This is a genomic window from Nostoc sp. (genome assembly GCF_036917155.1).
GTDB lineage: Bacteria > Cyanobacteriota > Cyanobacteriia > Cyanobacteriales > Nostocaceae > Nostoc.
On the sequence record NZ_JBALDZ010000030.1, the window covers coordinates 1 to 22,945 of the forward strand.

Sequence of the window (22,945 nt, forward strand, 5' to 3'; positions counted from 1 at the left end):
CAGTTAGCAGTTAGCAGTTAGCAGTTAGCAGTTAGCAGTTAGCAGTTAGCAGTTAGCAGTTAGCAGTTAGCAGTTAGCAGTTAGCAGTTAGGAGTGATAAATAAAAATTAATTACAACCTATAATTAATAACTCCTAACTCCTTTCAAAACCTAAATATTTAAACTACCGCCTAGATTTAGTCTAGGCGGTATTTAATTTGTTTAAAGCTTCACTTTAGGTTGCATTTTTGCGTGATAATTTAATTTCAAGCGCTATGTGGAATACGTTCAATTTCAGCATATCCACTGAAAATAAGTTTTTGACCCTCAGTTTCTAATCGGTTGAGCCGCATTTTCACTCCATCAAGATCAAAACGATCCAAATCAACCATATTATCTAAAATTTCTACCAGTGCCAGACTCAAAGTTTGGGAGATTTCCCGTTGTGTTTCTGGCACTTGGTCAAGCTGGATTTTTGGATCTTTGAAAGAAACTCGCCGCCGCCTTTCAATGCCTATAGCTAGGATCATACTCAAGGGTACAAGTTCGCCATTGTTTAAATCGGCTTTTGCTACAAGCTGTAAGCGATTTTCAGGTAATAGCTGTACCTGAACTCCCGTAAAGGAGACTGGTTCGCCGCCAGATAATGCCGTCAGTGATGGTACGGTGAGGTTAAGCAAGCGCTTTTTCACCAGTTCCGCATTAAAGGCTTGGTTGATGCCCGCCTCTGATAATATGACTTGAGCGATCGCTTGAGTGGGTTGCTTAAGGCTGAGTTTGCCACTTAAAACCGAGCCGAAGTCAATAGCCACCGCATCAGTTTCAAAAGACATCTCCTCAACTGCGAAATCTTTCCGAATCACTAAGCCACGACCGCTCATTTTGAAGCTATCAATGCTGCCTTGCAACAGTTTGCTGGAGGGGTAGCAGCGCACAGAGACTTCTACTGACTCGCTTTGCGTAAACAAGTGGCGAATCGTTTGGCTGGCGACCGTGTTGAGCATCCGCTCTCCCCAATCTGTGCCTTTAGGATCTTGTAAACCAGTAAGTCCGCCGAACATGTGGTTTTGGGTCTCTAGAAGTTCTTTGTACTTTTGTAACAAACTGTGAAGAATACAGCAAGCGATCCCGTGATTTATTGTGCTGATGGGTAGGAGTTAGATGGCTGATGGTTGACGATCCTATGTATTAAATATTACTATTCAGAAAGGTACTTAAGGAAGTAAACACAGGTCAAACACATTCTGTTTAGGAATGTAAACGGGAAATGCAGCAGAAGTATGGCATTTCCAGTAAGGAAATCTGAATTAGATGTTGACAATTACGATTGTGGTTCTCTTCCATAGCTTACGTTTTGATGAATGCATTGCGGTCAAAATGTTTGGCGAAGACGGAACTACAAAACTCTCAAGTTGGAACTATACGTACAAAATTATTGAAGTTAGGAGCGCTGATTACTGTAAGCGCACAGCGAATTTTAATTGCGATTAGTAGCTCAAGTCCTTCCAAACATATTTTTGCTGCTGCTTACAGATGCTTAAAAATGCTCCCGAATACTGCTTAATGTAAACTCAAATTGCATTTAATTTCTCATAATTAATAATACTTTGGACTTAGTTTGATCTAAAGTCTGGTTTTGAAATGCTTATTTTTCTGAACACAGCATTTTCTTTTCAGTACAAAGATAAATATAGTGATTATTCTAGCTTTATAACTACTGGTTTAGACTTAATTTTTACACCACATAAATTTGAATTCATGATGTATCAAAAAAATGTCTTATATCAGGTCATGTAAATTGATTTTTTATTTATCAATGCAATTGAATACACGCCACAATTGGGAAAGGTGACTGTCATTTGCATTGATGAAAACATCGGGATTTCCTCCAGCTTTATATGCCTAGCCCACTGACTATATTCTCACGCAAAAAACAAAGACGCTAAGATATAACTTTGCGACGGCAGTCGCTCATGGGGGAACCCCCAAGACCCTATACGGGTTCGCCAGTCGCTTCAAGTCGGGAAACCCGCCCAACGCGCTGGCTCACCGCGCTGCCTCGCCTTTGCTTTTTGATCCGAAATCATTTTCAGATTTACTTGTTAGGCTGAGGAGTTAGACGCAGATAGGGTTTGACTTCCTCGTAACCTTTGGGGAATTTCTGTTTGAGTACTTCTGGATCTTTCAGTGAGGGGACAATTACGACATCCTCTCCATCTTTCCAGTCAGCTGGTGTCGCCACGCTGTAATTATCAGTCAATTGCAGAGAATCAATCACCCGCAAAAGTTCATCAAAATTGCGTCCCGTACTGGGGGGATAGGTGAAAGTGAGACGGAGTTTCTTGTTAGGATCAATCACGAAAACCGATCGCACTGTCACTGCCGCATTAGCATTGGGGTGGATCATGTCGTAAAGATCGGAAACCTTGCGATCTGCATCTGCCAAGATTGGGTAGTTAAGGGTGGTACTTTGAGTTTCTTCAATGTCTCCCACCCAGCCTTTATGAGATTCAACGTTATCAACGCTAAGTGCGATCGCTTTGACATTGCGTTTGTCAAATTCTGGTTTTAGCTTGGCGACTGTGCCGAGTTCTGTTGTACAAACAGGTGTAAAATCAGCAGGGTGAGAGAACAGCACAACCCAGCTGTCACCTGCCCATTCGTAAAAATCGATGTCGCCGTATGTTGAGGCTTGCGTAAAGTTTGGTACTGTGTCACCTAGACGAACCATGTGAGATTCCCTGTAGTTAGAAAGGCATATATATTCTAGTATGCTATCATCCCATAAAACCCCCATTCCCCAATCGGGCTTTAGCGGTTTGAAACAAAATTTTAGCTTGTCAGCACTCTCGGATATTAGGGATGGGGGAGGTAAATTTTATTGACTAAAGTACACATATATGATTGGAGGCTGTATGTTTTCTTTACATAGAGGATTGCAATGCTATTGTCTGCCTTGGGTTAAATTTATTTGTTCGTTAGAATTTTCTGGTAGGCTTGGATTGTTTGCCGAGCGATCGCATCCCAGCTAAAATTTTCTAAGGCATATTTTTGGGCGTTTAATCCCCGTCGTTGGCGTTCTGCGGGATTTTGCAAAGCTTCTTGCAGTAACTCTACCAGTGCTTGCACATCTGTTGCACCTACCCAACCCGACTCACTATCATGTATCTGTTGACAAATATGCACTTGGTCAGAAATGACTACAGGTACACCTGCTACCATCGCTTCAGCTACAGCAATCCCAAAATTTTCGTAGTAGGAAGGCAAGACAAATAAATTAGCAGCTTGTAGTAAACTAACTTTAAGTTCACCAGTGACAAAGCCCGTAATTGTAGTGTGCGATCGCAGTGGTGAATTTTGAATTTGGGAGATTATCTTTTGTTCGTAATCTGGATCTTGAGGATTAGTACCAGCTAAGACAAAATGAAACTTATAACCAACCCCTAATAGTTTCTCTAGCGCCGGAATCAACAAGTTCAACCCCTTTTTTGGGTCAATTCGTGACATAAACAGTACCAGAGGTACATCTTTTGGTATTTCTAAGTGACTACATATATTTGTAAGACGAGATTGAGGGGGAATTACACCCAAAGGAATCACCAAATCTGGTGTAGAGACTCCAAATCGTTTTGATATTTTAGCTTCTTGATCGCTGGTAAAATGAATTGCTGCGGCACCAGCTAAATTTTGACGTTCTATAATTGCCACATAAAGCTGTTTTAATTGCTTTTTCTTCCGTAAATCAGCCGGATCGAGAGTACCCAAAGGACGGAAGATATAAGGTAGCTTTTGCTGACGACACACAATCGCAGCAGCACTAATTATAGGGGAGAATAAAGCATGAATATGTGCGATGTCAAACTCGTGAGCATGACGTTTTAGCCAGTTTAATAAATCTAGGGAAAATTTGTAGCGACGAAACGGGGCGCAACGAAAGTAAATTATTTCATAGCCATCTTGTTTAATTGGGCGATTTAAAGGAACATCCAAAGGTATTTGACCATTATCGCCATTACTATCAGTTGTCAGAATTGTAACTTCCACTCCCTCTTTTACCAACGCCGGAGCTAGCCCTAGTACCATTTGACTGGGGCCACCGTAAATCAAAGAAATTGAGGGAACAATTTGTAATATTTTCATTTTTTATTTGCTAATGATCAATGACTAATAACCAATGACCAATGACTAATGACTAATGACTAATTCTTGATAAAACTCTAATTGCTGTTTAGCCAAAGCTTTATTTGTATATTTAATCATTGCTTTTTGATAACCCATTTCACCGAGAGTATGAGCAAAATAGGGTTTATCTATTAATTTAACTAAGCAATTAGCAAGGGCTTGAGTATCACCTTCAGGAAACACTAAACCAGCATCGCCAATTACATAGGGAATTTCACCAGAATCAGAACCAATTACAGGCACTTGGCAAGCCATCGCCTCAATTAGCACATGACCAAATTGCTCTTTCCAGCCAACAGAAGTTAAGGTTTTAAACTTGTAAGTTGTTTCTGAAGGTAATACTAAAGTACTCATTAAGTTTATATAGTTTACCACCTCATTATGGGGGACACTTTCTACTAAAATTAACCGTTCTTGAATATTGTTTTCTGTGGCTATTTTGATTAATTCACCTTGCAACTCTCCTCGACCAAGTAAGAGTAATTTCCAAGGTTTATTTTTTAAGGTGATTAAGGCTTGTAAAAGTGTTAATAAACCCTTTTCTTGCACAAATCTTCCAACAAAACCTACCACAAAATCTTCTTTTTTAATGCCAAACTTAGCTGCTAATTCTGGTTGGGTTTTGGGAGTAAATAGACTTTCATCTACACCCAGTTGTGGCATAACTTTAATTGCTCCTTGATATCCCCGTTCTCGCAAAACTTCTGCTCCATCCTGATTACCAGAAATAATGCCGTGGCTGTGATTGAGGTTATATTTTTCTAATAAAGCAATTGGTGGTTTGAGATTATATGGAAGATTCCACCAGGTAAAAAATAAATTTTTCGCCTTGAGTCCTAATAGCTGATTTAAGGCAATCATTTGAGTATAGGCTAATGCTCTAGACCCTTGTTCTACCTGGATGATTTGGGGACGAAATTGTTTTAATAAAGATATCAAATCAGCACCAAAGGTCAGAAGTCCTTGGTGATTTTGACTAAAGTTAGAAACTGGAACTATTTTAAATGTGCCTTCATCACGGTATTCAGTTTCAATAATTCTATTTTGGACACCACCTGGTTTCCAGCGTTTTGGAACTACAACTGTCACTTCAATATCGGGTTCTAATCGAGATAAAGTGCGTAATTTTTCACAGTTGAGGTCTACGATATAAGTGTGACTAGCAACTAAAATTTTCATTTATCCTTTGTTATTCACTAATGACCAATGACAAATGACTAATGCCTAAACTTGTTCATCCAATCGACTGTAAACTTGACCATCGTTCCATAGTGATTGGATGACAGTACCCAAGGCTTTGAAAAAACCCAAAATGTAGAAAATAGCGCGAGTGGCAATTTTGATGGGTGAACCACTTTTATGGCAAGGTGGGCGTCCTAGAACGTGACAGTCAAATAAACGGGCGTATAAGCGTAAAGCTTGAGTCGCAGTCAGGTTTTTCAATCCTAGTAGGAAATGGTTATGGTAGAAGGTGAGTTGATATTTGAGCGATCGCATACTAATATCATGACAACCCCCTGTTTCTTCGCCTAAATGCACCAAATGGGCTTCTGGGTCGTACCAAATCTTATACCCTGTTTGTCGCACCCGCAAACAAAAATCTGACTCTTCGCGTACTGCACTACCACGAAACCTTTCATCAAACCTCAGTCCGTACTTAGTAAAAATTTCGCGGCGAAATGACATATTGCAACCCCTTGTTGTCAACACTTGCTGGGGTTTGGTGGTATGTACTAAATCAATATGATACCAAGCAATTCCTGGGTCCATAGCTTCGGGAGGCAGATATTCAATCTCTAAATCTCCTCCAGAATCACCTAATTTCATTCTGTCAAATACCCGCCCAGCAACAGCACCCACCTCTGGATTTTGCAAATAATTTTTTGCATGAGCTGCTAACAATCCAGAGGTTAGCTGAACGTCATCATCAATAAATAATATTATTTCACCAGATGAGCGACGAACAGCATAATTCCGCGCCCCTGGCAAACTCGCCCAATCTAAGCGCAACCATTTAATTTTACCCGCCTCCGCCATCTCCTCTAGGTAAGTTTGAATTTCTGGTTGGTGTTTTGGGGTTTGGTCTACAACTAAAACTTCAAAATTTGGATAGTCCTGTTTTAATACATCCACAATGCTATCTCGTAGCGCTTCCTCCCGACCGTAAGTCGGAATTACTACAGTAATTAATGGCCAATTATTCATAAGATTTATTAAGTAATTTTACTATTTCTATAATAGCCTTGTAAAAATTAATTTTCATGAAATTCATTGAAAGCGGCGGGAAACTCCATCCCAAGAGTGGGTGGAGAGGGACAGCCGCTTCGGGCATAGGGCATTGGTAACTTCTTCCCCATGCCCTGTTCCCCATGCCCAAAAACTCCATCCCAAGAGTGGGTGGAGTTTTTCATTAAGCTGCAATTGCTTTAGGGACTTCCAGAGAATAAATTACCCAATTTATTCAGATGATATTTTTCTTTTCCCCCTGCTCCCTGCTCCCCTGCCTACACAACGATTGATTATTTTTTGGAAGTCCCTTAGTCCATGCTGTTAGTGGTAGCGGGGTGTTGAGCCAGTGCTGAGTGAAAAAAATTACTCAGCTTCGAGGTAGGTTGGGAATGCTGAGGTGTTTCTGACCTCCTATGATTTATTTTATTTAAATTGTTTTTATACGTTTTTTCTTGTTTTTTTGCTGAGGGTTAGCTTCTTCCTTATCTTGTTTTTCCAGTTCTGGCAATTTAAAAAGAACTCCCGCAAAAAACCAATAATAGACAGCAACTGGATCGACATCCAGAGGATAGTAGTAGGTGTTATAGCTAATAAACAATATAAACACCCACAAAGCTGCTCCGTAACTGCGGAAATTACGGTTTTTTATCGAGCGATAGGTTTTAAAGCCAATAATTGTTAAACTTGTTACCAAACCTAGAAAAGCTAGTACTCCCAAAATTCCAACTTCATAAAGTACTTTGGGGTAGTAGGTTTCTACAAGCTTAGTTTCACCCATCACACGAGCAGAGTTAGTTGCTCTACCTAAGCCGCTTCCCAATGGCCCGTCTACGTTTTTCCAGTTCTCTTGAAATTGCTGGACGATAAAATCTTGAGGTGGTGAAGCGTTCCAACGACTAGTAAAACTATCGGTTCTCTCTTGCACAACAGCAGGGTTAGTCACCATCGCAATTCCCAGAACTATGGCAAGTCCTATGCCTATGGGGATAAATCGTTTCAGGTTGCCAAGTTGACCAGTAAGCAATAGCAAAATCCCGAAGCAGATTGGTACTAGAGCTAAGGCGATTCTCTGTCCAGAGATTACAGCATTGATAAAGACTGTCACTAGAGAACCTAAACCTACCAACCGCCATATTGGTGAGGGATCGGTGAAGCCGGTGGCAAAGGTAAAAAAGGTGCTGGCAATTAAGAACCATGCCCACTGCCAAGGAGCTACAAATGTCCCTGGTAGGCGAATTACTCCTTCATCGGGACTATATACTAGCGCTCCACCAAAATAACACCTGGCTTCGAGTGTTGCTCTAAATAAGGCATCTCCTTCAAGACCTCTAGTGCCTTGACATGCACCAGTTAGTAGTAACAGGTATTGAATAAATCCCAGCACACAGCAAATCAGTGTGAGGACAATCTGGAGGCGTGATAACAATAGAAAATCCCGCTTATCGCGAATCATATAGTAAGCACAAGTAATCAGGGGGACATAGCCTAAAAATACTTTCAGTCCCAGAATTCCCATACCTAAGGGTATTTCTTGGGGTGCTTGTTTCAATAGTCCCACACTAGGTGGGTTAAACTGCTGTCCACCATTGATAAACAACAACGTCAACACACTGCAACCCAATACAATATAAAGTGGGATCTTAATGCCTTGGGGAATAATTATGGGTAGCCCCTGTTTACGGCAAGTCTGCCAAAGTCCAATTAGAGCTGGAACGTAAAAGGCATCTTTAGCTAATTGGAGTATGGGACTATTGCCTAAGTAGTAGGTGATAGTACCCCCAAGAGGTACATAAATTATGAAGGCATATAGCGCTTGGCGCGGATATTTGTAGGAAAGGGAGATGATGAGTATGCCCAACACAGCAGGGACTGCTGCTTTAATTCCAGCTACGAAAAAAAGCAGAATGCCAATGAAGAAAGCGACAAAGCCGGCGGTGGTGAGTAAGCTAATGAGTTCTTTACGCCCTTGGGCTACTTTGCGCTTTTGGGCTAACTGTTCTTTGAGGCTAAGGGTAGAAGTTTCCTTCTTAGCCTGTTGTTTCGATTTTTTAGATTGCTGAGATTTTGATTTTGATTTTGGCATAGTGGCACTTTAGCCTATCATTCTCAGAGAATCTATTATAGTTGACAAATTTCTTTAGATTGCTGTAAGTTGTACAATCCGAATTCATCTTTAACTGATTGATTTAATAATTTGCGATTAAAAATGCTAAATCTTAATCTTTTTGAATTGTCAAAAAGATTTTCTCCTGTTTCCAAAATATAAACCGCACCAGGAAATGGCAATGATTTGATGGCTTTTGCTTTGTTCTTTAAAATATCTCTGACTTTGGCGTGGTCTATATAATATCTATAGTACCCGTAGCCACGATTGTATTCTGGGGTTTCGGGCAAATAATTCAAATCATATCGAATAATATTACAAGTACCGCACATTTTATAAAAATTGCTTCTTTTAATATATATGTAATTACTGTCTTCTTGATATTTATAACCTTTATTTATAAACCATCCATTAGAATCAGGATGTTGTTGAACAAATTTAGCTAACTTTTTACTTACACAGTCGTCAGCATCAACTGTCATGGTGTGAGTGGGAGAAAATTGACGAGCATAAATCAATCCTTTTAATATTTTACGTCCTTTATCTGTATCTCCTTTAGCTACAGTATTAGTCTCGTTGGGTGGGGAAAAATCAACTGTAATGTATGTAATATGAGGATGAGTAAATTCTATTTGAGGCTTTTCGTGACAAACAACAATGACGCGAAAGTTAGGTGAGGTTTGATTGCAAACTGATTTAATGCATCTTTCAAATAATTGTGTAACACGCTCCCAGGAATTGGAAACTCGTACACTTTTGAGTGGAATCACAAAAACAAGCACAAAATTATATCAGAATGAATAGTTAGGAATCTCGAAGTAAATAATAACATGTTCAGACTGACCCTAAGACTAAATGTCACTTAAGCAACTTTTGCTCAAGTGACATTCGACCCTAAGAATAATTTTTTTGACAAGTAATTAGTAAATCAGATTCAACCAGCAATCACAACAGTGTTGTGGAGACTGGCTAACACTAGTCATACAGAATTCAATACTTTTCGGTTAAGAATTAAGCAGTATTAATAATGGAAAAATTGAGTGGCTGGCGTTGATTACCAGTGCCACGATGAACAGGCTTCTGAGATGGAAATTTGGAACGAGTTTTTTTGACTAGTCGAGGATTGCTTCTCTCCTGTCGAGGCGGAATCTTCTCAATCCTTTATCTCCATGATCAGCCATGACCAAAAAAAGGGATTTGTTCGGTTGGGGTATTCTGAAACTCAGGTATCGCTGCACGGATAACCTTAAGAGTGCCAGTAAAACCTAAACGTCAAGGAGAGATGCCAGCGGTAGTTTATGTGCTTTTAGCCCCGCACCAGGGCAGTAAGAATTGGTTTCTCAGTTGTCGCCTCACTTACAGTTTGCAAAAAAATCCCAAATCTGCAAAAATAAGGCTTCTGTCCCTCGTGAACAACGAGTATTCCGCATCGGTAATAGAGCGTAGACGCAAAACACAATTATAAATAAATTTTTCCGCCAATCTAGCTTACCGTAAATATGAATAATCATCATAACATGAAAAAAAACCAAATATTGTTATGTCTTGCCATAATTTTGTCATTAGTATTATGTGGAGAGTTAGCAATTAGAGCTTATTCTTATAAGATTCATGCTTTAGCTAATTTCACAGGTGAATATATCCCTGATTTTTCTAATAATTTTGATAAACGAAGAACAGTTATAGAATATTTCTTTTTAAATATTCTATATATTCTCTGGTTAATAATAAATAAAAATCAAAGACCAGACATAAGTTTTATAAAAATACTAAAAAATAGTTCATTTTTTTTATTAATCGCCTTCATCAGTTATCCTACAACTACTGATATTAATTTATATGTGCATTATGGTTCCATGATTTTAAATGGAATTAACCCTTTTATTAATCCTGCAAGCACATTTACTTCAAAATTGTCTTCATTTCTTGACTGGAAACAGACTTCAACTTATGGGCCTATATCTCAAATATTTTTTATATTTTCCGCTGTTTTCGTTGCAATTACTCCTAGTTTAGGAATTTATGTATTTAAATTAATATGCCTTTCATTCCATATATTAAATGCTTACTTGATCTGGCGGCATTTAAAAAACTCTCCTTATAAAGTTAATGTAACAATTGCATATTTAGTTAACCCATTTCTGTTGTATGAACAGGTTATAAATGGACATATTGATGTATTGATTTCTACAGCTTTAATTATTTTAACAATCTGCCTCAAAAATCGTGATTATCTAGCTGCGATCATTACAGCTTGGATTGGTTTTCTAATTAAAACATTACCAATTATTTGGTTGCCTCTAATTGGTGTTTACTTAATTAAACAAAAACATTGGAAAACCTTATTCAGTGCTATTTGTATATCTATAGTTATAATTTTGGCAGCTTATCTTATAGCTTTACCTACAGTCGATGCTTGGAAAAGCCTTTTAAATCCTGGGGTTGAAGGACAAACATTCGGTTCATTATATGCTTTGTTTAAGAAAATAATAAATTTGAGACCTCTCAACTTTTCTCTAGGTTTCCAAGAGAATCTATACTCAATATTTAAATTTATAATGTTTTCTATATTTCTAGTTTCTTATTTGATTATACTGGTAAAACCATATTGGAAAAAAAATTATTCGGAAACTGATCTTACTATAAATATAGGATGGATTACCTTAATATTATTTATGTTTGCTGCTCCTTGGTATTGTTCTTGGTATTCCTCTGTGCTGCTGGGAGTTGTAGCTTTAAACATACATTCAAAAAGATTCGTGATTACTAGCATCCTATTCTCTATTCCAACATCAGGTGTGGGTATAACCGTTTTACCAGCCTTAGCAGCAATGCTATTTTGGTTTGCGCGTGATATCCAAGCTCAAAAAAAATTGGTGTAAGGATTCAGGATATTGCTGATTATAAATATGATTATCGGAAAGCTCGTTTTTCTTTCTTCTAGTTAAGTCCTAATATGGTTTAGCGTCCAAAACCCCCTCTTTCATTAGGACAAAGACATTTCAGGCGGGGATTTAAACCCCGACAGAAACTTATCCTATATGTAGATATAGGGGTCTTAAACCCTTGAATTTACGATAAATTTAGCTTCAGCTAAGTGCTATTCTATTTAATATTTAATTAATTGAGAGTTTTTTGGGCTTTTTTGAAGAGTCTATTATCTGTTGTGAGAAATACATCAGCCTGACTTCTTTCGGCACAGGCGATATGGGTGGCATTAGATTACGAACCTCAGTCAAAAAGTAGTTATTGTTACACACGATCGCAAAAAACGCGGATAACATTAGAAAAATCTCACCCGATAAAGAAGGTGTGGCGAAGCTATTTATCTTGATGTACTACTAGCAATAGTCTTCCAAGGTATGACTTTTTAAGCAATTATCCCGTACTGGATAAACCTTAATTACATTTTGTCTAAAGTATTAGGCAAAAAATTACCCCACAGGGTGAGAATTTTCTTGACAAAAGTCTGATATCATGCTTTTTAGCAAAAAGTAAAGGAGTTTGCAATGCATCGACAAATGTGCTGGTTATCTAAGTCTAGTGGCGACGGAGAAAAAATTTTGTATTTGCAGGCAGAACCCAATCAACCTTGGCGTCCCTACACAGCTTTTGGAAATTTTGCAGTCCCAGACTATAAGATACAAGGTGGTTCTAAAGGCTGGGCAACTTATCAAAAACTTATCAAAGCAGGCTGGACACTAGTACCTAGCGCACGGGCAAACGAGTTTGGTACCAGCAGCTACGCAGAGTCAACAATTCAAAATCAATAAGAGTATTAGGCAGTAGTTATTGTCCTCATCTCCTTTACTGCCTCATTCCCTCATTGAATTCATGAATCTTGCGATCGCTCATCTTCCATGTAAAAAATGCGGGTAATATCTACAATGTGGCTAATATGGATACCGTAATTACACCACAAAAAATTGAGTTACCACCTGGCGCGGTGTTGAAACTTTTGGGAAACTGGCAAGACTATCAAGTATTGAGTCAGCAACTAGGCGATCGCTCCTCGCCTCGCATTAAATATCGACCTGGAGAAATTTTACTGATGGCACCGCTACCAGAGCATGGAAGAGATGCGAGTTTGCTGGCAGATATTGCTAAGGTTTTGCTGGATCACTTAAACCACATATACGAGTCATTTACGCCCATTACCATGAGTTTGCCAGAAATTAGTGGTATTGAGCCAGACTTTTGCTTTTACATTGAAAATTGCAGAGCAGTAGTAGGCAAAAAAAGGATTGATTGGGAGTCAGATCCACCACCAGATTTAGCAATTGAAATAGATGTAACAAGCTACACCAACATTAACGATTTCTTGCCATATCGAGTGCCAGAAGTTTGGATATTAAAGAGTAATCGGTTATTAATTTATCGATTGCAGGGAGAAAGTTATGTGCTTACAGAAAGCAGCTACTTTCCTAACGTCAGAGAAATTGTGCAGCAATGTCTCCAAATGGCCAATGAGCAAACCACAAGTGAAGTCATTAGGTGGTTAAAGAACTTTTTGAATGAACAACAGTAGGGTGTGTTACGTCAATAATTTTTAATTTTTAATTTATTCTCCAACCAGCCAATTGCAAAGTCAGCCAGTAATGCAATTACTGCCGCCGGAACTGCACCAGCTAAAATCAACTGATCGTTAACTACAGATATCCCGCGAAAAATAAACACTCCTAAACCACCAGCACCAATCGCTGCTGCAATAGTTGCAATACCTATGGCGATTACTGTTGCAACTCGCACTCCTGCCAAGATTATTCCCATTGCTAAGGGAATCTCAACTTGTAATAGTAATTGTCTATCTGTCATTCCCATGCCTCTGCCAGCCTCTTGAATCGCTGGATCGACGCTAACAATCCCTGTGTAAGTGTTACGAATTATCGGCAGCAAAGAATATACAGTCAAGGCAACAATTGCTGGTACTGCGCCAATTCCGCCAATTATGGGAACAGGAATGAGTAAACCAAAGAGTGCCAAACTAGGAATAGTTTGGAGAATATTTGCTATGCCGAGAATTGGTTGGCGGAGATAAGTTTTACGTGTAATTAAAATACCTAAGGGAATGCCTACAAGTATGGCAATTCCGATAGCGATTCCTACTAAAAATAGATGTTCTAGAGTATGCTGAATAATTTCTGGGGCATACTTAACGAGGAAGAAATTTTTCATAAAGTATCTTGCAGAGAATGCAGACATTGCAGAAAGGCGAGACTTTCTGGATGTTGCGATCGCATAAATTCATCTGTCGTCCCCAATACTACCAATTCTCCGCCATACATTAAACCAATTCTCGATGCCAAAACTAAGGCTTCTTGAATATCATGGGTGACGAAAACCACTGTCTTGCCTAATTCTTGCTGCAAATGCCGAAACTCTTGTTGCAATTCTAGGCGCGTAATTGGATCGAGTGCGCCAAAGGGTTCATCCATCAACAACACTGGCGGATCTGCTGCTAAAGCCCTGGCTACACCGACTCTTTGCCTTTGTCCACCCGAAAGTTCATGCGGGTAACGCCCAGCGAATTGTGCTGGTTCTAAGCCTACTAATTGCAACAATTCATAAACCCGCGTTTTAATTTGTTTTGGTTGCCAACCTTCTAAAGAAGGAACTAAACCCACATTGCGTTCTACAGTGAAATGGGGAAATAAACCAATTTCTTGAATGACGTAACCTATTTTTCGCCGCAGTTTAATTTCATCCCATTGAGTTGTGGGAATGCCATCAAATAAAACTTCGCCTTGTGTGGGTATAAATAGGCGATTAATTAACTTCATTGTGGTGGTTTTGCCGCTACCACTGCGCCCAAGTAATACCAGTGCTTCTCCTTGACGGATGGTGAAATTGAGATTTGACACCAATGGGCGATGGTTACGGCTAAAGGTGACATTGCAGAATTCAACGGCGGTTTGGTTATTTTGGGGCATGAGTGGCTTTTCGTGGACGCTAACTATTGTATTATGTGCTGATTTTGCTAGCGTGCTAATGCCCAATTTGCCGTCTTAAGATAGTAAAAATGATCCTAAAGCTTTAAAGTGGTGGGAGATCAGAAAGTGCAGACAGTAAAAAGCAATAGGTCTAACAGTTGGCAATAACTATATTATGAACTCGTTTGAAAGTATAACAATTGAAGGATATCGTCGCCTGTATAGTGTACAAGTCAATATGCGACCTCTGACTGTCATGATTGGTGCTAACGGTGTAGGTAAAACTTCCCTTTTAGAGATTTTTTTACTTTTAGCAGCATCTGCAAAAGGTCAGTTAGAGTCAAAGATTTCAGATTTAAGTGGTCTAAGTGAGATCATGACTGGCGATCAAGCTAAAAGTTTAGCCATTTCATTATCAATGAGTGTCCCAAACAATGCACCACTCGACTACTATCTTAAAATCACTCTTAAAGGGTTAGCGTACGAAATTGCTTTAGAAACACTTACTCAACAAAATTATCCTTCGGCATTGATACCATTTAAGCATATTGAATCTAGTGGTTTAGATGTTAAGTATTACAGTCCAGATATTCAAAAGTTATTGCGTCCGAATTGGGATCATAATCCTTTAGAAACCTCTCTGTCTCAAGTCCCTAAAATGTACCAAGAGCCGGAAAATCTGCGGAAAAGATTAGCTTCCTGTACTTTTTATGGAGCATTAAATGTTGCTCCTAAAAGTCCAGTTCGTTTACCACAGTCAATGCGTCCAGTTACCTTACCAGGGTCAAATGGTGAAGATTTAGTTTCCTGCCTTTATTATTTACGAGAAACCGATTCAGAACGATTTGAAATTATCGAAGATACCCTCGCTGCTGCATTTCCAGATTTTGAACGTTTATCGTTTCCGCCAGTAGCAGCAGGAACTTTAGCAATGACATGGAAAGATAAAAATTTTTCTAAGCCCCTTTATACGCACCAGCTATCAGAGGGGACTTTGCGGTTTCTCTGGTTAGTCACGCTGCTGCAAAGTCCAGATTTAACTGCTGTAACTCTCATAGATGAACCAGAAGTTAGTTTACATCCAGAGTTATTACAATTACTAGCTGATTTAATGCGAGAAGCTACCCAAAGAACTCAGCTAATTGTAGCCACCCATTCAGATAGATTAATCAGATTTTTAAAACCAAAAGAAGTATTAGTTTGTGACGTTGAAGATGGACTAACTACCATGACTTGGGGTGATTCTCTCGATTTAGAAAAATGGCTAGAAGATTATAGTTTAGATCAAATTTGGTCAATGAACTTAATGGGTGGTCGTCCATGAGAATAGCGATTTTAGTTGAGGGTGCAACAGAAACGGCATTTAAGCCAATTTTAGAAAATTTCCTCAAGTCACGCTTACAACAAACAATGCCCGAACTTAAGTTTATCAGATATGATGGGCGCATTCCTAAAAAAGAAAAACTCAAGCGTTCTGTTGAGAATTTACTGACGGGGAGAGATGCCTTCAATGCTGTGATTGCACTAACAGATGTTTACACAGGAACTAATGATTTTCAAGATGCAGCAGACGCTAAAATTAAAATGACAGACTGGGTAGGAAATAACCCTAATTTTTATCCCCATACAGCACAATATGATTTTGAAGCTTGGCTATTACCATACTGGTCAACTATTCAAAAATTGGCTGGACATAATAAGTCAGTACCAGGAGATTTACCTGAGCAGGTAAATCATAATAAACCACCTTCATATCATATTAAAGAAATATTTGAAATAGGCAAATGTAAAAATAGTTACAGTAAAATCCGCGATGTAAAAAGAATTTTAAAAAACCAAGATTTGATAGTTTCGGTTAATCAGTGTCCTGAATTAAAAGCATTCATAAACACTATTTTATCTCTTTGTGAGGTTAATTTGATTCCATGACTTAACAAATTGTCCACCTACTTAGAGTTAGATGTTGAACTAGTCTAGGAAGCTGTTTAAGGTGGTAATTAGAGCAGTGCTAAATGCTATCTGCGCCTTGGTGTTAGTTAAAAATTTGACTTTTATAATAGAGTTTTAGCCTTTAGGTGAACCGTATTGGTGTTTGCCATACTTGATAGCAAACACCATCAGCATCTTCTCAGAAAGCTGAATCAAGTTTTTTTCATTTCTTCAATTTCCTTTACTATTAACGCTGCCAATCATACATTAATCGTCCATGACGATCGCGCACAAGTTCCCATTCTCCATGACGATATCGTTGTCCGTGATAATCTATAGAGCGATAGCGTCGTCTATAATAATGTCGTCGATTTCGCTGGCGTTGGTAATAATATGTTCCAGTCCGTTGCCATCTATGATAACGTCGTCGAGTTCGTCTGCAAGCTAACAAAATTTCTTCACTTTGCTCTCCAACTAATTTTGTCTGTGCGTCAATACTCTGTTGATTGAGAACATTATTTAGAGTATTATCCTTAGCTTCAGCTAAAGCAGATGGATAAGTGAAGGTTAATAGCAGGAACACAATTGAGGATAGCTTTTGGAAACGGTTCACGTCTTTGCTTTTCCTAAATATTGGTAATCTTTTTATTTAATACTTAAGTTGAGCAATTATATAGTTCAGAGTTCACAAACTTGACGATCGCAAATGTAATGAAAGTACTTAATATTAATCGTCAGTGATACCATGATTGATAGAGAATTTGGGTTTTATAAACAATGGCATACATTCCCAAGAACGCAACGTGGTATATTGCTGAATTGGTGATCGAGTGTAACGTTGAGGGAAATCCACACAATGTTATTCATGTAAATATTGTTCTTGTCCGCGCTTCTTCACCAGAAGAAGCTTTTGAGAAAGCCGAAGAACTTGGTTATGAGAGTAACAGCACATATCTCAATCCCCAAAATCAAACCGTAACTTTTACTTATAGAGGCTTACGGGATCTCAATGTTATTCATGATGAATTAGAACATGGTGCTGAACTGATGTTTGAGGAAAAAATTGGTATATGTGAAAGCAAGTTACAATAAATGTTGACTCCAAAATCTCAGTTAGCTATCTTTCGTCCGTTAGAACCAATAGATCCATCTAAGCCAGACTATAGCAGTAAAGAAATTATGAATGAAGTAGCAAAAAGAATGAGTGGCGACGTGGGTTAAATTAATCTGAGTGGTGATTTTCTCCAAAGTAGGGAGTACCTAAAGCTTTCGGGGGTGTAGATTTCCCCAACTTACCCACCAATGCTAATAAAGCGATCGCATAAGGTAGCATGACTAAAAATTGGTAAGGTATATTTGCCCCTAATGCTTGAATTCGCAGTTGTAAAGCTTCTGTAGCCCCAAACAGCAGACAAGCTAAACTACTACCTATAGGATGCCATCTGCCAAAAATTAATGCTGCGATCGCAATAAATCCTTTACCAGCACTCATCCCTTCGGTAAAAAATCTTACCTGTACCAGAGTTAAATAAGCACCTCCTAAACTCGCAAGACAGCCACTAATCACCACAGCAATATAACGGACAAATGCTACTGAAATCCCAGATGTGTCAGCAGCTTTCGGAGATTCACCCACTGCCCGCAATGTCAATCCAAAGCTAGTTTTAAATAAAAGGTATGTAGTTAAAATAACTAAGATAAATAATAAATATACTAAAAAATCTGACTGAAATAGTAGCGGCCCAATCAGGGGAACATTGCCTAAACCAGGAATCATAATTACCCCAATTCCAGGTAACTGCTGCGTACTACTGCCACTAAACACTAATCGGGAAAAAAATGATGTTAATCCAGCTGCGACAAGATTAATTGCTAGCCCAGATACTAATTGATCGACACGCAAAGTTACACACAAAACAGCATGGAGTAGTCCGACTAATCCCCCTACAATTAAGGAAGCGAGGATACCAAGCCAAGGATTACCAGTGTACAAAGTAGCCGCAGCACTAGTAAAAGCACCTGTAAGCAACATTCCTTCTAAGGCGATATTTAACACTCCAGAACGTTCCGAGTACAATCCTCCAAGGGCTGCAAATGCTAAGGGGACGGCTAGACGTAAAGTCGCTATTAGGTAATCAGAGAAGAAGTTGAGATTATTCATAAACCCTTTTTTAAACGCAGAGGTTCGCAGAGGAAAGCGCAAAGTTTCGCAGAGTTTTCTCCGTGTTCCTCTGCGTTAAACCTTCGCGCCCCTTTGCGTTTTTACTCTTATTTCTCTTTCCACCGCGAGACTGATAGCAATAAATAACACCATAAACCCTTGAATCGCGTAAACCACTGTTACCGGCACACCTGCACTACGCTGCATCACATTCGCACCACTGCGAAGCGCTGCAAAAAACAAAGAAGTTAATACTATACCGACAACACTACCACGACTTAAAAAAGCGATCGCAATGGCATCAAATCCATAACCTGGGGAAACTTGTTCAAATAGCCGATATTTCAACCCCATCACCTCACAACTTCCAGCTAACCCAGCTAAACCACCCGCAGCAGCCATCACCAGCATAATGGTATGTTCAAGAGATATGTGGGCATAACGGGCGGCAATGGGGTTAAATCCCACTACTGTAATTTGATAACCTAGAGGCGATCGCACTAACAATACCCATAAAATACCTGCGGCAATTAAAGCTAATAAAATCCCAGCATGGGCAAGGCTTTGCGGTAATATAATCGGTAAGCGGGATGTTTTGGCAATTAATGGCGAATAAGGACTAGGCGCACCTGCTGCCATTAATGGATTTTGGACGAGGTAGCTAACTAAATTCACGGCGATATAGTTGAGCAACAATGTAGTAATTACTTCATTGACTCCCCGTATAGCTTTGAGATAACCAGGAATCCAACCCCAAACTGCACCAAAGAAAAATCCTGCCAAAAGTGCTAGGGGGATATGAATCACCGCAGGTAATCCTTGCACGTATAACCCAATTAAAGTACTTCCCAACGCACCCAGATAAATTTGTCCTTCCCCACCGATATTAAATTGCCCAGCCCGCAATGCCACTAGCACGCCTAAACTGGTGAACAATAGCGGTGTCATTTTGGTGAGGGTGTTACCAAATCCAAAGTAGGTAGAGAGAGATTCTTGAAATAGGATGCTGTATGCAGTGATGGGATTTGCCCCAGCAATTAGGATGAGGATAGCACCGACGATCAGGGCGGAGGCGATCGCAATTAGCGGTGATAGGATTGGTAGTAGGAATTTAGTGCGATTAGTTGCGATCATTCACTAACCCCACCAGCCATTAACAAACCAATTTCTTCCAGCTTCGCTGTAGCTGCATCCAAAATAGCCACAAACTCACCTCTGTAGATTACGGCAATGCGATCGCTCATAGTCATCACTTCTTCTAACTCAGTAGAAATATACAAAATTGCGGCACCGCGATCGCGTTCTGTTAAGATTCGAGACTGAACGGCTACTGTCGCCCCGACATCTAACCCCCTTGTGGGTTGCATGGCGATAATTAAAGCTGGTGTTTGCGCCAGTTCTCGCGCTAACACCACTTTTTGTTGATTTCCTCCCGAAAGCTGACTTACCTTGATATCAATCCCATTCGCCCGAATATCAAACTCTTGCATTGCAGCTTGGGCACGATTAGCGATCGCTTCTTGTTGTAACAAAAAACGGCGACAAAATGGCAGATATTTAAAAGCTTTTAAAATCAAATTTTGGGCGATGCTAAATTGCAACACCAATCCCATTGTCTGCCTATCTTCTGGGATGTAGCCTACTGAGGAATGCTTAGGCGTAAACTCAATTTTACCCTGCTTAATAATCCGCACAAGAGCAATAGCATCAGCTAATTCTCGCTGTCCATTGCCATCAACACCAGCAATTCCTAAAATTTCTCCTGCCCGCAGTTCAAAAGATACATTATTTACAGCCGAAATATTTCTTTCATCAGTAACTTGTAAATGTTGCACCGACAGAATGATTTCTCCTAGTAATGTAGGACTTTTATTTACCTGAAAAGCTACTTCCCGTCCTACCATCAATGTTGCTAACTGCTGAGATGTCACTGCTTCAGTTGAAGTTGTTGCTACTACCTTTCCCTGGCGCAAAACTGTGACTGAATCACAGAGATTTATTACCTCTCCTAATTTATGAGTGATAAAAATGATTGTGTTACCTGCGGCTGCCAATTGGCGTAAGATAGCAATTAATGACTCTACTTCTGGTGGTGTCAAAACTGCTGTAGGTTCATCAAGAATCAACAACTTTGCTCGACGGTAGAGAACTTTGAGAATTTCTACCCGTTGTTGTGCCCCAACAGATAAATTTTCAACTTTGGCAGTGGGGTCAATTTTTAATCCATAAGCTTGGGATAATGCGGCGATTTCTTGCTGTTTAGATTGTAGATTTAGCCGCCAAGTTTTTTCTGTTCCTAAAATGATATTTTCTGTGACAGTCAATTGTGGTACAAGCATGAAGTGTTGGTGAATCATGCCAATACCTAGTTTAATCGCCTCATTTGGCGAGGTAATTTTTATTGGTTGCTCTTGAAGATAAATCTCACCCGCATCAGGTTGATAGAGTCCGCTAATAATATTCATTAAAGTACTCTTACCTGCACCATTTTCGCCTAGTATTGCATGAATGCTTCCAGATGCAACAGAGAGATTGATATTGTCGTTAGCAATAAAAGACCCAAAGCGTTTGGTAATATTTTTTAAGCGTAAATAGTTCATATTTAACCCTTTAGAGATGTTTAACTGTTCAGTTATAGAGCAGGGGACTAGCTACGCATCCCCTGGTATGTTCTTAAACGCTTGCCTCTAACGTAGTCAATTAAGACTGAATCTGGTCAGATGTGGGCTTTTTCAAGCCCCCGGATTTATCCGTGGGGTTTCTGACGCAGCGCGTATCCTTACCAGCCTCTTTGCAATCTTCAAAAACAATTTTTTTATTAACAATCTCTTGCTTTGCATTCAATACCTTTTGCTTTACTGCTTCCGGTAGAATTGCTCCGAATTTACCTAAAAATAATATATCTGTTCTTTCTAGCCCAATTGTATATATTTGTCCTTTGATTTGTTTTTGTTTGGCTAATTCTGCTATGTAAGCTATGGCTAAATCTAAGCGTTTGACAGCACTAGTTAAGACAGCTTTTGGTGCAACTTCTAATTGATCCTTGGTGTTACCAAAAGCATATACTCCTTTTTCACCTGCTGTTTGTAAAACTGCGGCTGAGGCATTATCTAACCATTGATAGATGACATCAGCCCCGGAAGAAATTAATGCGAGAGTCGTTTCCTTTGCTTTGGCAACATCATTCCAATCACCTGTAAAAGTAGAAGTAATTTGGATATTTGGTTTAACAGACTTTGCTCCTAATTCAAATCCCCGCAGTTCTCCTTCAGTAGCAGGAAACTTCTCTCCAGCAATATAAGCTAATTTATTAGATTTAGTGACAGAAGCACCGATAATGCCACACAAATAACTAGCTTGTAGATGATCTATTCGTAAAGAAGCAATATTCTTAGCCTTGAGATTACCATTTACTCCCACAAAAAATGTGTTGGGGAACTGTGAGGCGACTTGTTCAATTGCGGCATCAAATTGTCCGCCATGCGCGAAGATGAGATTGTAGCCTTTACGAGCAAAATCTGTTAATACTTCTGTTTGATCTGCTTGTGCTACTTTTTCGACATAGGCGGTTTCTGCACCTAGTTTTTGTTTTGCTAGATTGATTCCTTCATAACCAGATTGATTCCAGCCTTTGTCGGTAATGATTCCAGGGAGAGCGATCGCTATTTTAAACCCTTCAGTACCACCCGTTGTTGTCGTTGGCTTATTACTGCAAGCTTGCAGCAGTAAACTAGTACCAAATCCTGCTGAACCAAGCAAGATAAATTCACGCCGACTAAAGTTTGTTGTCATACCTCGCCTTCAGATAGATAACTATTTGAGTTATTTCAACACTCTAAAGTCGTAGGTGGTACTTTGGAAACAATTTTTCCCGGATTTCTCAAAGACGCGATAAATCGCCGTCTCTACAATAATCAGTCTTTGTAAAAACAGCGATTCACCACATCTCTACCTGATCCTGCATTTTATGCAGTTTTAGCATTTTCATCAGATGCTTGTTCTGCAACATTTTTCAAGCGGCTTGACCTGATTTTGCGGATGCGATCGCTATAGCGAACACCACCCGCCATCTCATATTCGCGGCTGTCTAGCCATACACATACACACACATGACACACCAGCGCCAAGTTCTATACAGATATTGTGTGGTAAATTCATAACTTGTTTACATCATTTTTCTTAAGCACCTGGGTATCTCAAGCGTGAAGATACCCTTTTATCTATTTAGCTAAATACTCGCCTAATTTATTTTTAAAAGGATTCAATTTTGAAAGAATAATGCAACAAATAGACCATCTGTAGAAACGCGATTCATCGCGTCTCGATTCATCACATCTTTACCAAGCCCCTTCGGGGCGGGAACAGGGAACTCTTAACAGGGAACAGAAAAAAAATTAGCCCCGAATACAGGGTTTAAAGCCCCTAAATTT

At 39.4% G+C, this 22,945-nt stretch carries 23 protein-coding genes and 1 pseudogene; 8 read left to right on the forward strand and 16 right to left on the reverse strand.

Translation table 11 applies throughout. The features are described from left to right. Positions 1-246 precede the first annotated feature (246 nt). On the reverse strand, positions 247-1,041 hold the full coding sequence (locus tag V7K67_RS04955) for an LmeA family phospholipid-binding protein (RefSeq protein WP_334710375.1): 795 nt from the start codon (positions 1,039-1,041) through the stop codon (positions 247-249). A 257-nt stretch (positions 1,042-1,298) separates the two neighbouring features. On the opposite strand from V7K67_RS04955, the pseudogene V7K67_RS04960 reads away from it, so the two are divergent. Beyond that, positions 1,299-1,544: pseudogene (locus V7K67_RS04960) on the forward strand (transposase); the annotation flags it as partial. A 531-nt stretch (positions 1,545-2,075) separates the two neighbouring features. Here the strand turns inward: V7K67_RS04960 and V7K67_RS04965 are convergent. The 7 genes from V7K67_RS04965 to V7K67_RS04995 form a co-directional block, all read right to left on the reverse strand. Further along, the gene (locus tag V7K67_RS04965) at positions 2,076-2,777 is read right to left on the reverse strand and encodes a peroxiredoxin (protein ID WP_334710376.1); all 702 of its coding nucleotides are present in this window, start codon (positions 2,775-2,777) and stop codon (positions 2,076-2,078) included. Positions 2,778-2,947: 170 nt separating this feature from the next. Next, positions 2,948-4,120, reverse strand: a complete 1,173-nt coding sequence (gene hpsP, locus V7K67_RS04970; protein WP_334733311.1) for a hormogonium polysaccharide biosynthesis glycosyltransferase HpsP — start codon at positions 4,118-4,120, stop codon at positions 2,948-2,950. A gap of 45 nt (positions 4,121-4,165) precedes the next feature. Further along, positions 4,166-5,341, reverse strand: a complete 1,176-nt coding sequence (hpsO, locus tag V7K67_RS04975; RefSeq protein WP_335165463.1) for a hormogonium polysaccharide biosynthesis glycosyltransferase HpsO — start codon at positions 5,339-5,341, stop codon at positions 4,166-4,168. A 45-nt stretch (positions 5,342-5,386) separates the two neighbouring features. Continuing rightward, positions 5,387-6,367 carry a hormogonium polysaccharide biosynthesis glycosyltransferase HpsN gene (hpsN, locus tag V7K67_RS04980; RefSeq protein ID WP_334733312.1) on the reverse strand — a complete coding sequence of 327 codons (981 nt, stop codon included), beginning with the start codon at positions 6,365-6,367 and terminating at the stop codon, positions 5,387-5,389. Between the two features lie 47 nt (positions 6,368-6,414). Beyond that, complete coding sequence (locus tag V7K67_RS04985; protein ID WP_335165466.1) at positions 6,415-6,573, reverse strand: hypothetical protein; 159 nt, start codon at positions 6,571-6,573, stop codon at positions 6,415-6,417. Between the two features lie 245 nt (positions 6,574-6,818). Further along, on the reverse strand, positions 6,819-8,474 hold the full coding sequence (hpsL, locus tag V7K67_RS04990; protein ID WP_334733314.1) for a hormogonium polysaccharide biosynthesis protein HpsL: 1,656 nt from the start codon (positions 8,472-8,474) through the stop codon (positions 6,819-6,821). Positions 8,475-8,509: 35 nt separating this feature from the next. Beyond that, the gene (locus V7K67_RS04995; RefSeq protein WP_334710382.1) at positions 8,510-9,277 is read right to left on the reverse strand and encodes a glycosyltransferase family A protein; all 768 of its coding nucleotides are present in this window, start codon (positions 9,275-9,277) and stop codon (positions 8,510-8,512) included. Positions 9,278-10,012: 735 nt separating this feature from the next. On the opposite strand from V7K67_RS04995, the gene V7K67_RS05000 reads away from it, so the two are divergent. The 3 genes from V7K67_RS05000 (at position 10,013) to V7K67_RS05010 (ending at position 13,023) form a co-directional block, all read left to right on the forward strand. After that, positions 10,013-11,377: a hypothetical protein gene (locus V7K67_RS05000; protein ID WP_335165468.1), complete on the forward strand. Its 1,365-nt coding sequence runs from the start codon at positions 10,013-10,015 to the stop codon at positions 11,375-11,377. 627 nt (positions 11,378-12,004) lie between these two features. After that, positions 12,005-12,268, forward strand: a complete 264-nt coding sequence (locus V7K67_RS05005; RefSeq protein ID WP_334709548.1) for a hypothetical protein — start codon at positions 12,005-12,007, stop codon at positions 12,266-12,268. Positions 12,269-12,393: 125 nt separating this feature from the next. Continuing rightward, positions 12,394-13,023: a Uma2 family endonuclease gene (locus tag V7K67_RS05010; RefSeq protein WP_334733317.1), complete on the forward strand. Its 630-nt coding sequence runs from the start codon at positions 12,394-12,396 to the stop codon at positions 13,021-13,023. An 11-nt stretch (positions 13,024-13,034) separates the two neighbouring features. Here the strand turns inward: V7K67_RS05010 and V7K67_RS05015 are convergent, their stop codons facing one another. Together V7K67_RS05015 and V7K67_RS05020 are read right to left on the reverse strand one after the other, a co-directional pair. Continuing rightward, the gene (locus tag V7K67_RS05015; protein ID WP_335165471.1) at positions 13,035-13,670 is read right to left on the reverse strand and encodes an ABC transporter permease; all 636 of its coding nucleotides are present in this window, start codon (positions 13,668-13,670) and stop codon (positions 13,035-13,037) included. Next, complete coding sequence (locus V7K67_RS05020) at positions 13,667-14,425, reverse strand: ATP-binding cassette domain-containing protein (RefSeq protein WP_334709546.1); 759 nt, start codon at positions 14,423-14,425, stop codon at positions 13,667-13,669. Before V7K67_RS05020 ends, V7K67_RS05015 begins: the two co-directional genes overlap by 4 nt. Before the next feature lie 175 nt (positions 14,426-14,600). On the opposite strand from V7K67_RS05020, the gene V7K67_RS05025 reads away from it, so the two are divergent. After that, positions 14,601-15,749 carry an AAA family ATPase gene (locus V7K67_RS05025; RefSeq protein WP_335165473.1) on the forward strand — a complete coding sequence of 383 codons (1,149 nt, stop codon included), beginning with the start codon at positions 14,601-14,603 and terminating at the stop codon, positions 15,747-15,749. Next, positions 15,746-16,354, forward strand: a complete 609-nt coding sequence (locus tag V7K67_RS05030; protein WP_334733320.1) for a DUF4276 family protein — start codon at positions 15,746-15,748, stop codon at positions 16,352-16,354. Before V7K67_RS05025 ends, V7K67_RS05030 begins: the two co-directional genes overlap by 4 nt. Positions 16,355-16,601: 247 nt before the next feature. Here the strand turns inward: V7K67_RS05030 and V7K67_RS05035 are convergent, their stop codons facing one another. After that, positions 16,602-16,967 (reverse strand): hypothetical protein, encoded by a 366-nt coding sequence (locus tag V7K67_RS05035; protein ID WP_334733321.1) that lies wholly within the window; start codon positions 16,965-16,967, stop codon positions 16,602-16,604. 164 nt (positions 16,968-17,131) lie between these two features. On the opposite strand from V7K67_RS05035, the gene V7K67_RS05040 reads away from it, so the two are divergent. Together V7K67_RS05040 and V7K67_RS05045 are read left to right on the forward strand one after the other, a co-directional pair. Further along, positions 17,132-17,446, forward strand: a complete 315-nt coding sequence (locus V7K67_RS05040; protein ID WP_335165475.1) for a DUF4288 domain-containing protein — start codon at positions 17,132-17,134, stop codon at positions 17,444-17,446. Then, positions 17,447-17,575 carry a hypothetical protein gene (locus tag V7K67_RS05045; protein ID WP_335165477.1) on the forward strand — a complete coding sequence of 43 codons (129 nt, stop codon included), beginning with the start codon at positions 17,447-17,449 and terminating at the stop codon, positions 17,573-17,575. A gap of 1 nt (position 17,576) precedes the next feature. Here the strand turns inward: V7K67_RS05045 and V7K67_RS05050 are convergent, their stop codons facing one another. The 5 genes from V7K67_RS05050 to V7K67_RS05070 form a co-directional block, all read right to left on the reverse strand. Next, positions 17,577-18,515, reverse strand: coding sequence for an ABC transporter permease (locus V7K67_RS05050; protein ID WP_335165479.1), 939 nt, complete (start codon positions 18,513-18,515; stop codon positions 17,577-17,579). A gap of 75 nt (positions 18,516-18,590) precedes the next feature. Beyond that, the gene (locus V7K67_RS05055) at positions 18,591-19,649 is read right to left on the reverse strand and encodes an ABC transporter permease (RefSeq protein ID WP_335165481.1); all 1,059 of its coding nucleotides are present in this window, start codon (positions 19,647-19,649) and stop codon (positions 18,591-18,593) included. Beyond that, positions 19,646-21,115, reverse strand: a complete 1,470-nt coding sequence (locus V7K67_RS05060; RefSeq protein ID WP_335165483.1) for an ABC transporter ATP-binding protein — start codon at positions 21,113-21,115, stop codon at positions 19,646-19,648. The genes V7K67_RS05055 and V7K67_RS05060 overlap by 4 nt, the downstream gene beginning before the upstream one ends. Before the next feature lie 100 nt (positions 21,116-21,215). Next, entirely contained in the window at positions 21,216-22,307 is a 1,092-nt protein-coding gene (locus V7K67_RS05065; RefSeq protein ID WP_335165485.1) for a BMP family protein, read from the reverse strand. Positions 22,308-22,480: 173 nt separating this feature from the next. Then, positions 22,481-22,633 carry a hypothetical protein gene (locus V7K67_RS05070; RefSeq protein WP_335165488.1) on the reverse strand — a complete coding sequence of 51 codons (153 nt, stop codon included), beginning with the start codon at positions 22,631-22,633 and terminating at the stop codon, positions 22,481-22,483. Positions 22,634-22,945 lie beyond the last annotated feature (312 nt).

Excerpts from the sequence above, each read along its gene's own strand:
- hpsN (WP_334733312.1), bottom strand. The coding sequence starts at position 6,367 with ATGAATAATTGGCCATTAATTACTGTAGTAATTCCGACTTACGGTCGG.
- V7K67_RS04955 (WP_334710375.1), bottom strand. The coding sequence starts at position 1,041 with ATGTTCGGCGGACTTACTGGTTTACAAGATCCTAAAGGCACAGATTGG.
- V7K67_RS05040 (WP_335165475.1), top strand. The coding sequence starts at position 17,132 with ATGGCATACATTCCCAAGAACGCAACGTGGTATATTGCTGAATTGGTG.
- hpsP (WP_334733311.1), bottom strand. The coding sequence starts at position 4,120 with ATGAAAATATTACAAATTGTTCCCTCAATTTCTTTGATTTACGGTGGC.
- V7K67_RS05065 (WP_335165485.1), bottom strand. The coding sequence starts at position 22,307 with ATGACAACAAACTTTAGTCGGCGTGAATTTATCTTGCTTGGTTCAGCA.
- V7K67_RS05045 (WP_335165477.1), top strand. The coding sequence starts at position 17,447 with ATGTTGACTCCAAAATCTCAGTTAGCTATCTTTCGTCCGTTAGAACCA.
- V7K67_RS05060 (WP_335165483.1), bottom strand. The coding sequence starts at position 21,115 with ATGAACTATTTACGCTTAAAAAATATTACCAAACGCTTTGGGTCTTTT.
- V7K67_RS05020 (WP_334709546.1), bottom strand. The coding sequence starts at position 14,425 with ATGCCCCAAAATAACCAAACCGCCGTTGAATTCTGCAATGTCACCTTT.
- V7K67_RS05025 (WP_335165473.1), top strand. The coding sequence starts at position 14,601 with ATGAACTCGTTTGAAAGTATAACAATTGAAGGATATCGTCGCCTGTAT.
- V7K67_RS05015 (WP_335165471.1), bottom strand. The coding sequence starts at position 13,670 with ATGAAAAATTTCTTCCTCGTTAAGTATGCCCCAGAAATTATTCAGCAT.
- V7K67_RS05000 (WP_335165468.1), top strand. The coding sequence starts at position 10,013 with ATGAAAAAAAACCAAATATTGTTATGTCTTGCCATAATTTTGTCATTA.
- V7K67_RS05050 (WP_335165479.1), bottom strand. The coding sequence starts at position 18,515 with ATGAATAATCTCAACTTCTTCTCTGATTACCTAATAGCGACTTTACGT.
- V7K67_RS05055 (WP_335165481.1), bottom strand. The coding sequence starts at position 19,649 with ATGATCGCAACTAATCGCACTAAATTCCTACTACCAATCCTATCACCG.
- V7K67_RS05010 (WP_334733317.1), top strand. The coding sequence starts at position 12,394 with ATGGATACCGTAATTACACCACAAAAAATTGAGTTACCACCTGGCGCG.
- V7K67_RS05030 (WP_334733320.1), top strand. The coding sequence starts at position 15,746 with ATGAGAATAGCGATTTTAGTTGAGGGTGCAACAGAAACGGCATTTAAG.
- hpsO (WP_335165463.1), bottom strand. The coding sequence starts at position 5,341 with ATGAAAATTTTAGTTGCTAGTCACACTTATATCGTAGACCTCAACTGT.
- V7K67_RS04985 (WP_335165466.1), bottom strand. The coding sequence starts at position 6,573 with ATGAAAAACTCCACCCACTCTTGGGATGGAGTTTTTGGGCATGGGGAA.
- V7K67_RS04965 (WP_334710376.1), bottom strand. The coding sequence starts at position 2,777 with ATGGGGGTTTTATGGGATGATAGCATACTAGAATATATATGCCTTTCT.
- V7K67_RS05005 (WP_334709548.1), top strand. The coding sequence starts at position 12,005 with ATGCATCGACAAATGTGCTGGTTATCTAAGTCTAGTGGCGACGGAGAA.
- hpsL (WP_334733314.1), bottom strand. The coding sequence starts at position 8,474 with ATGCCAAAATCAAAATCAAAATCTCAGCAATCTAAAAAATCGAAACAA.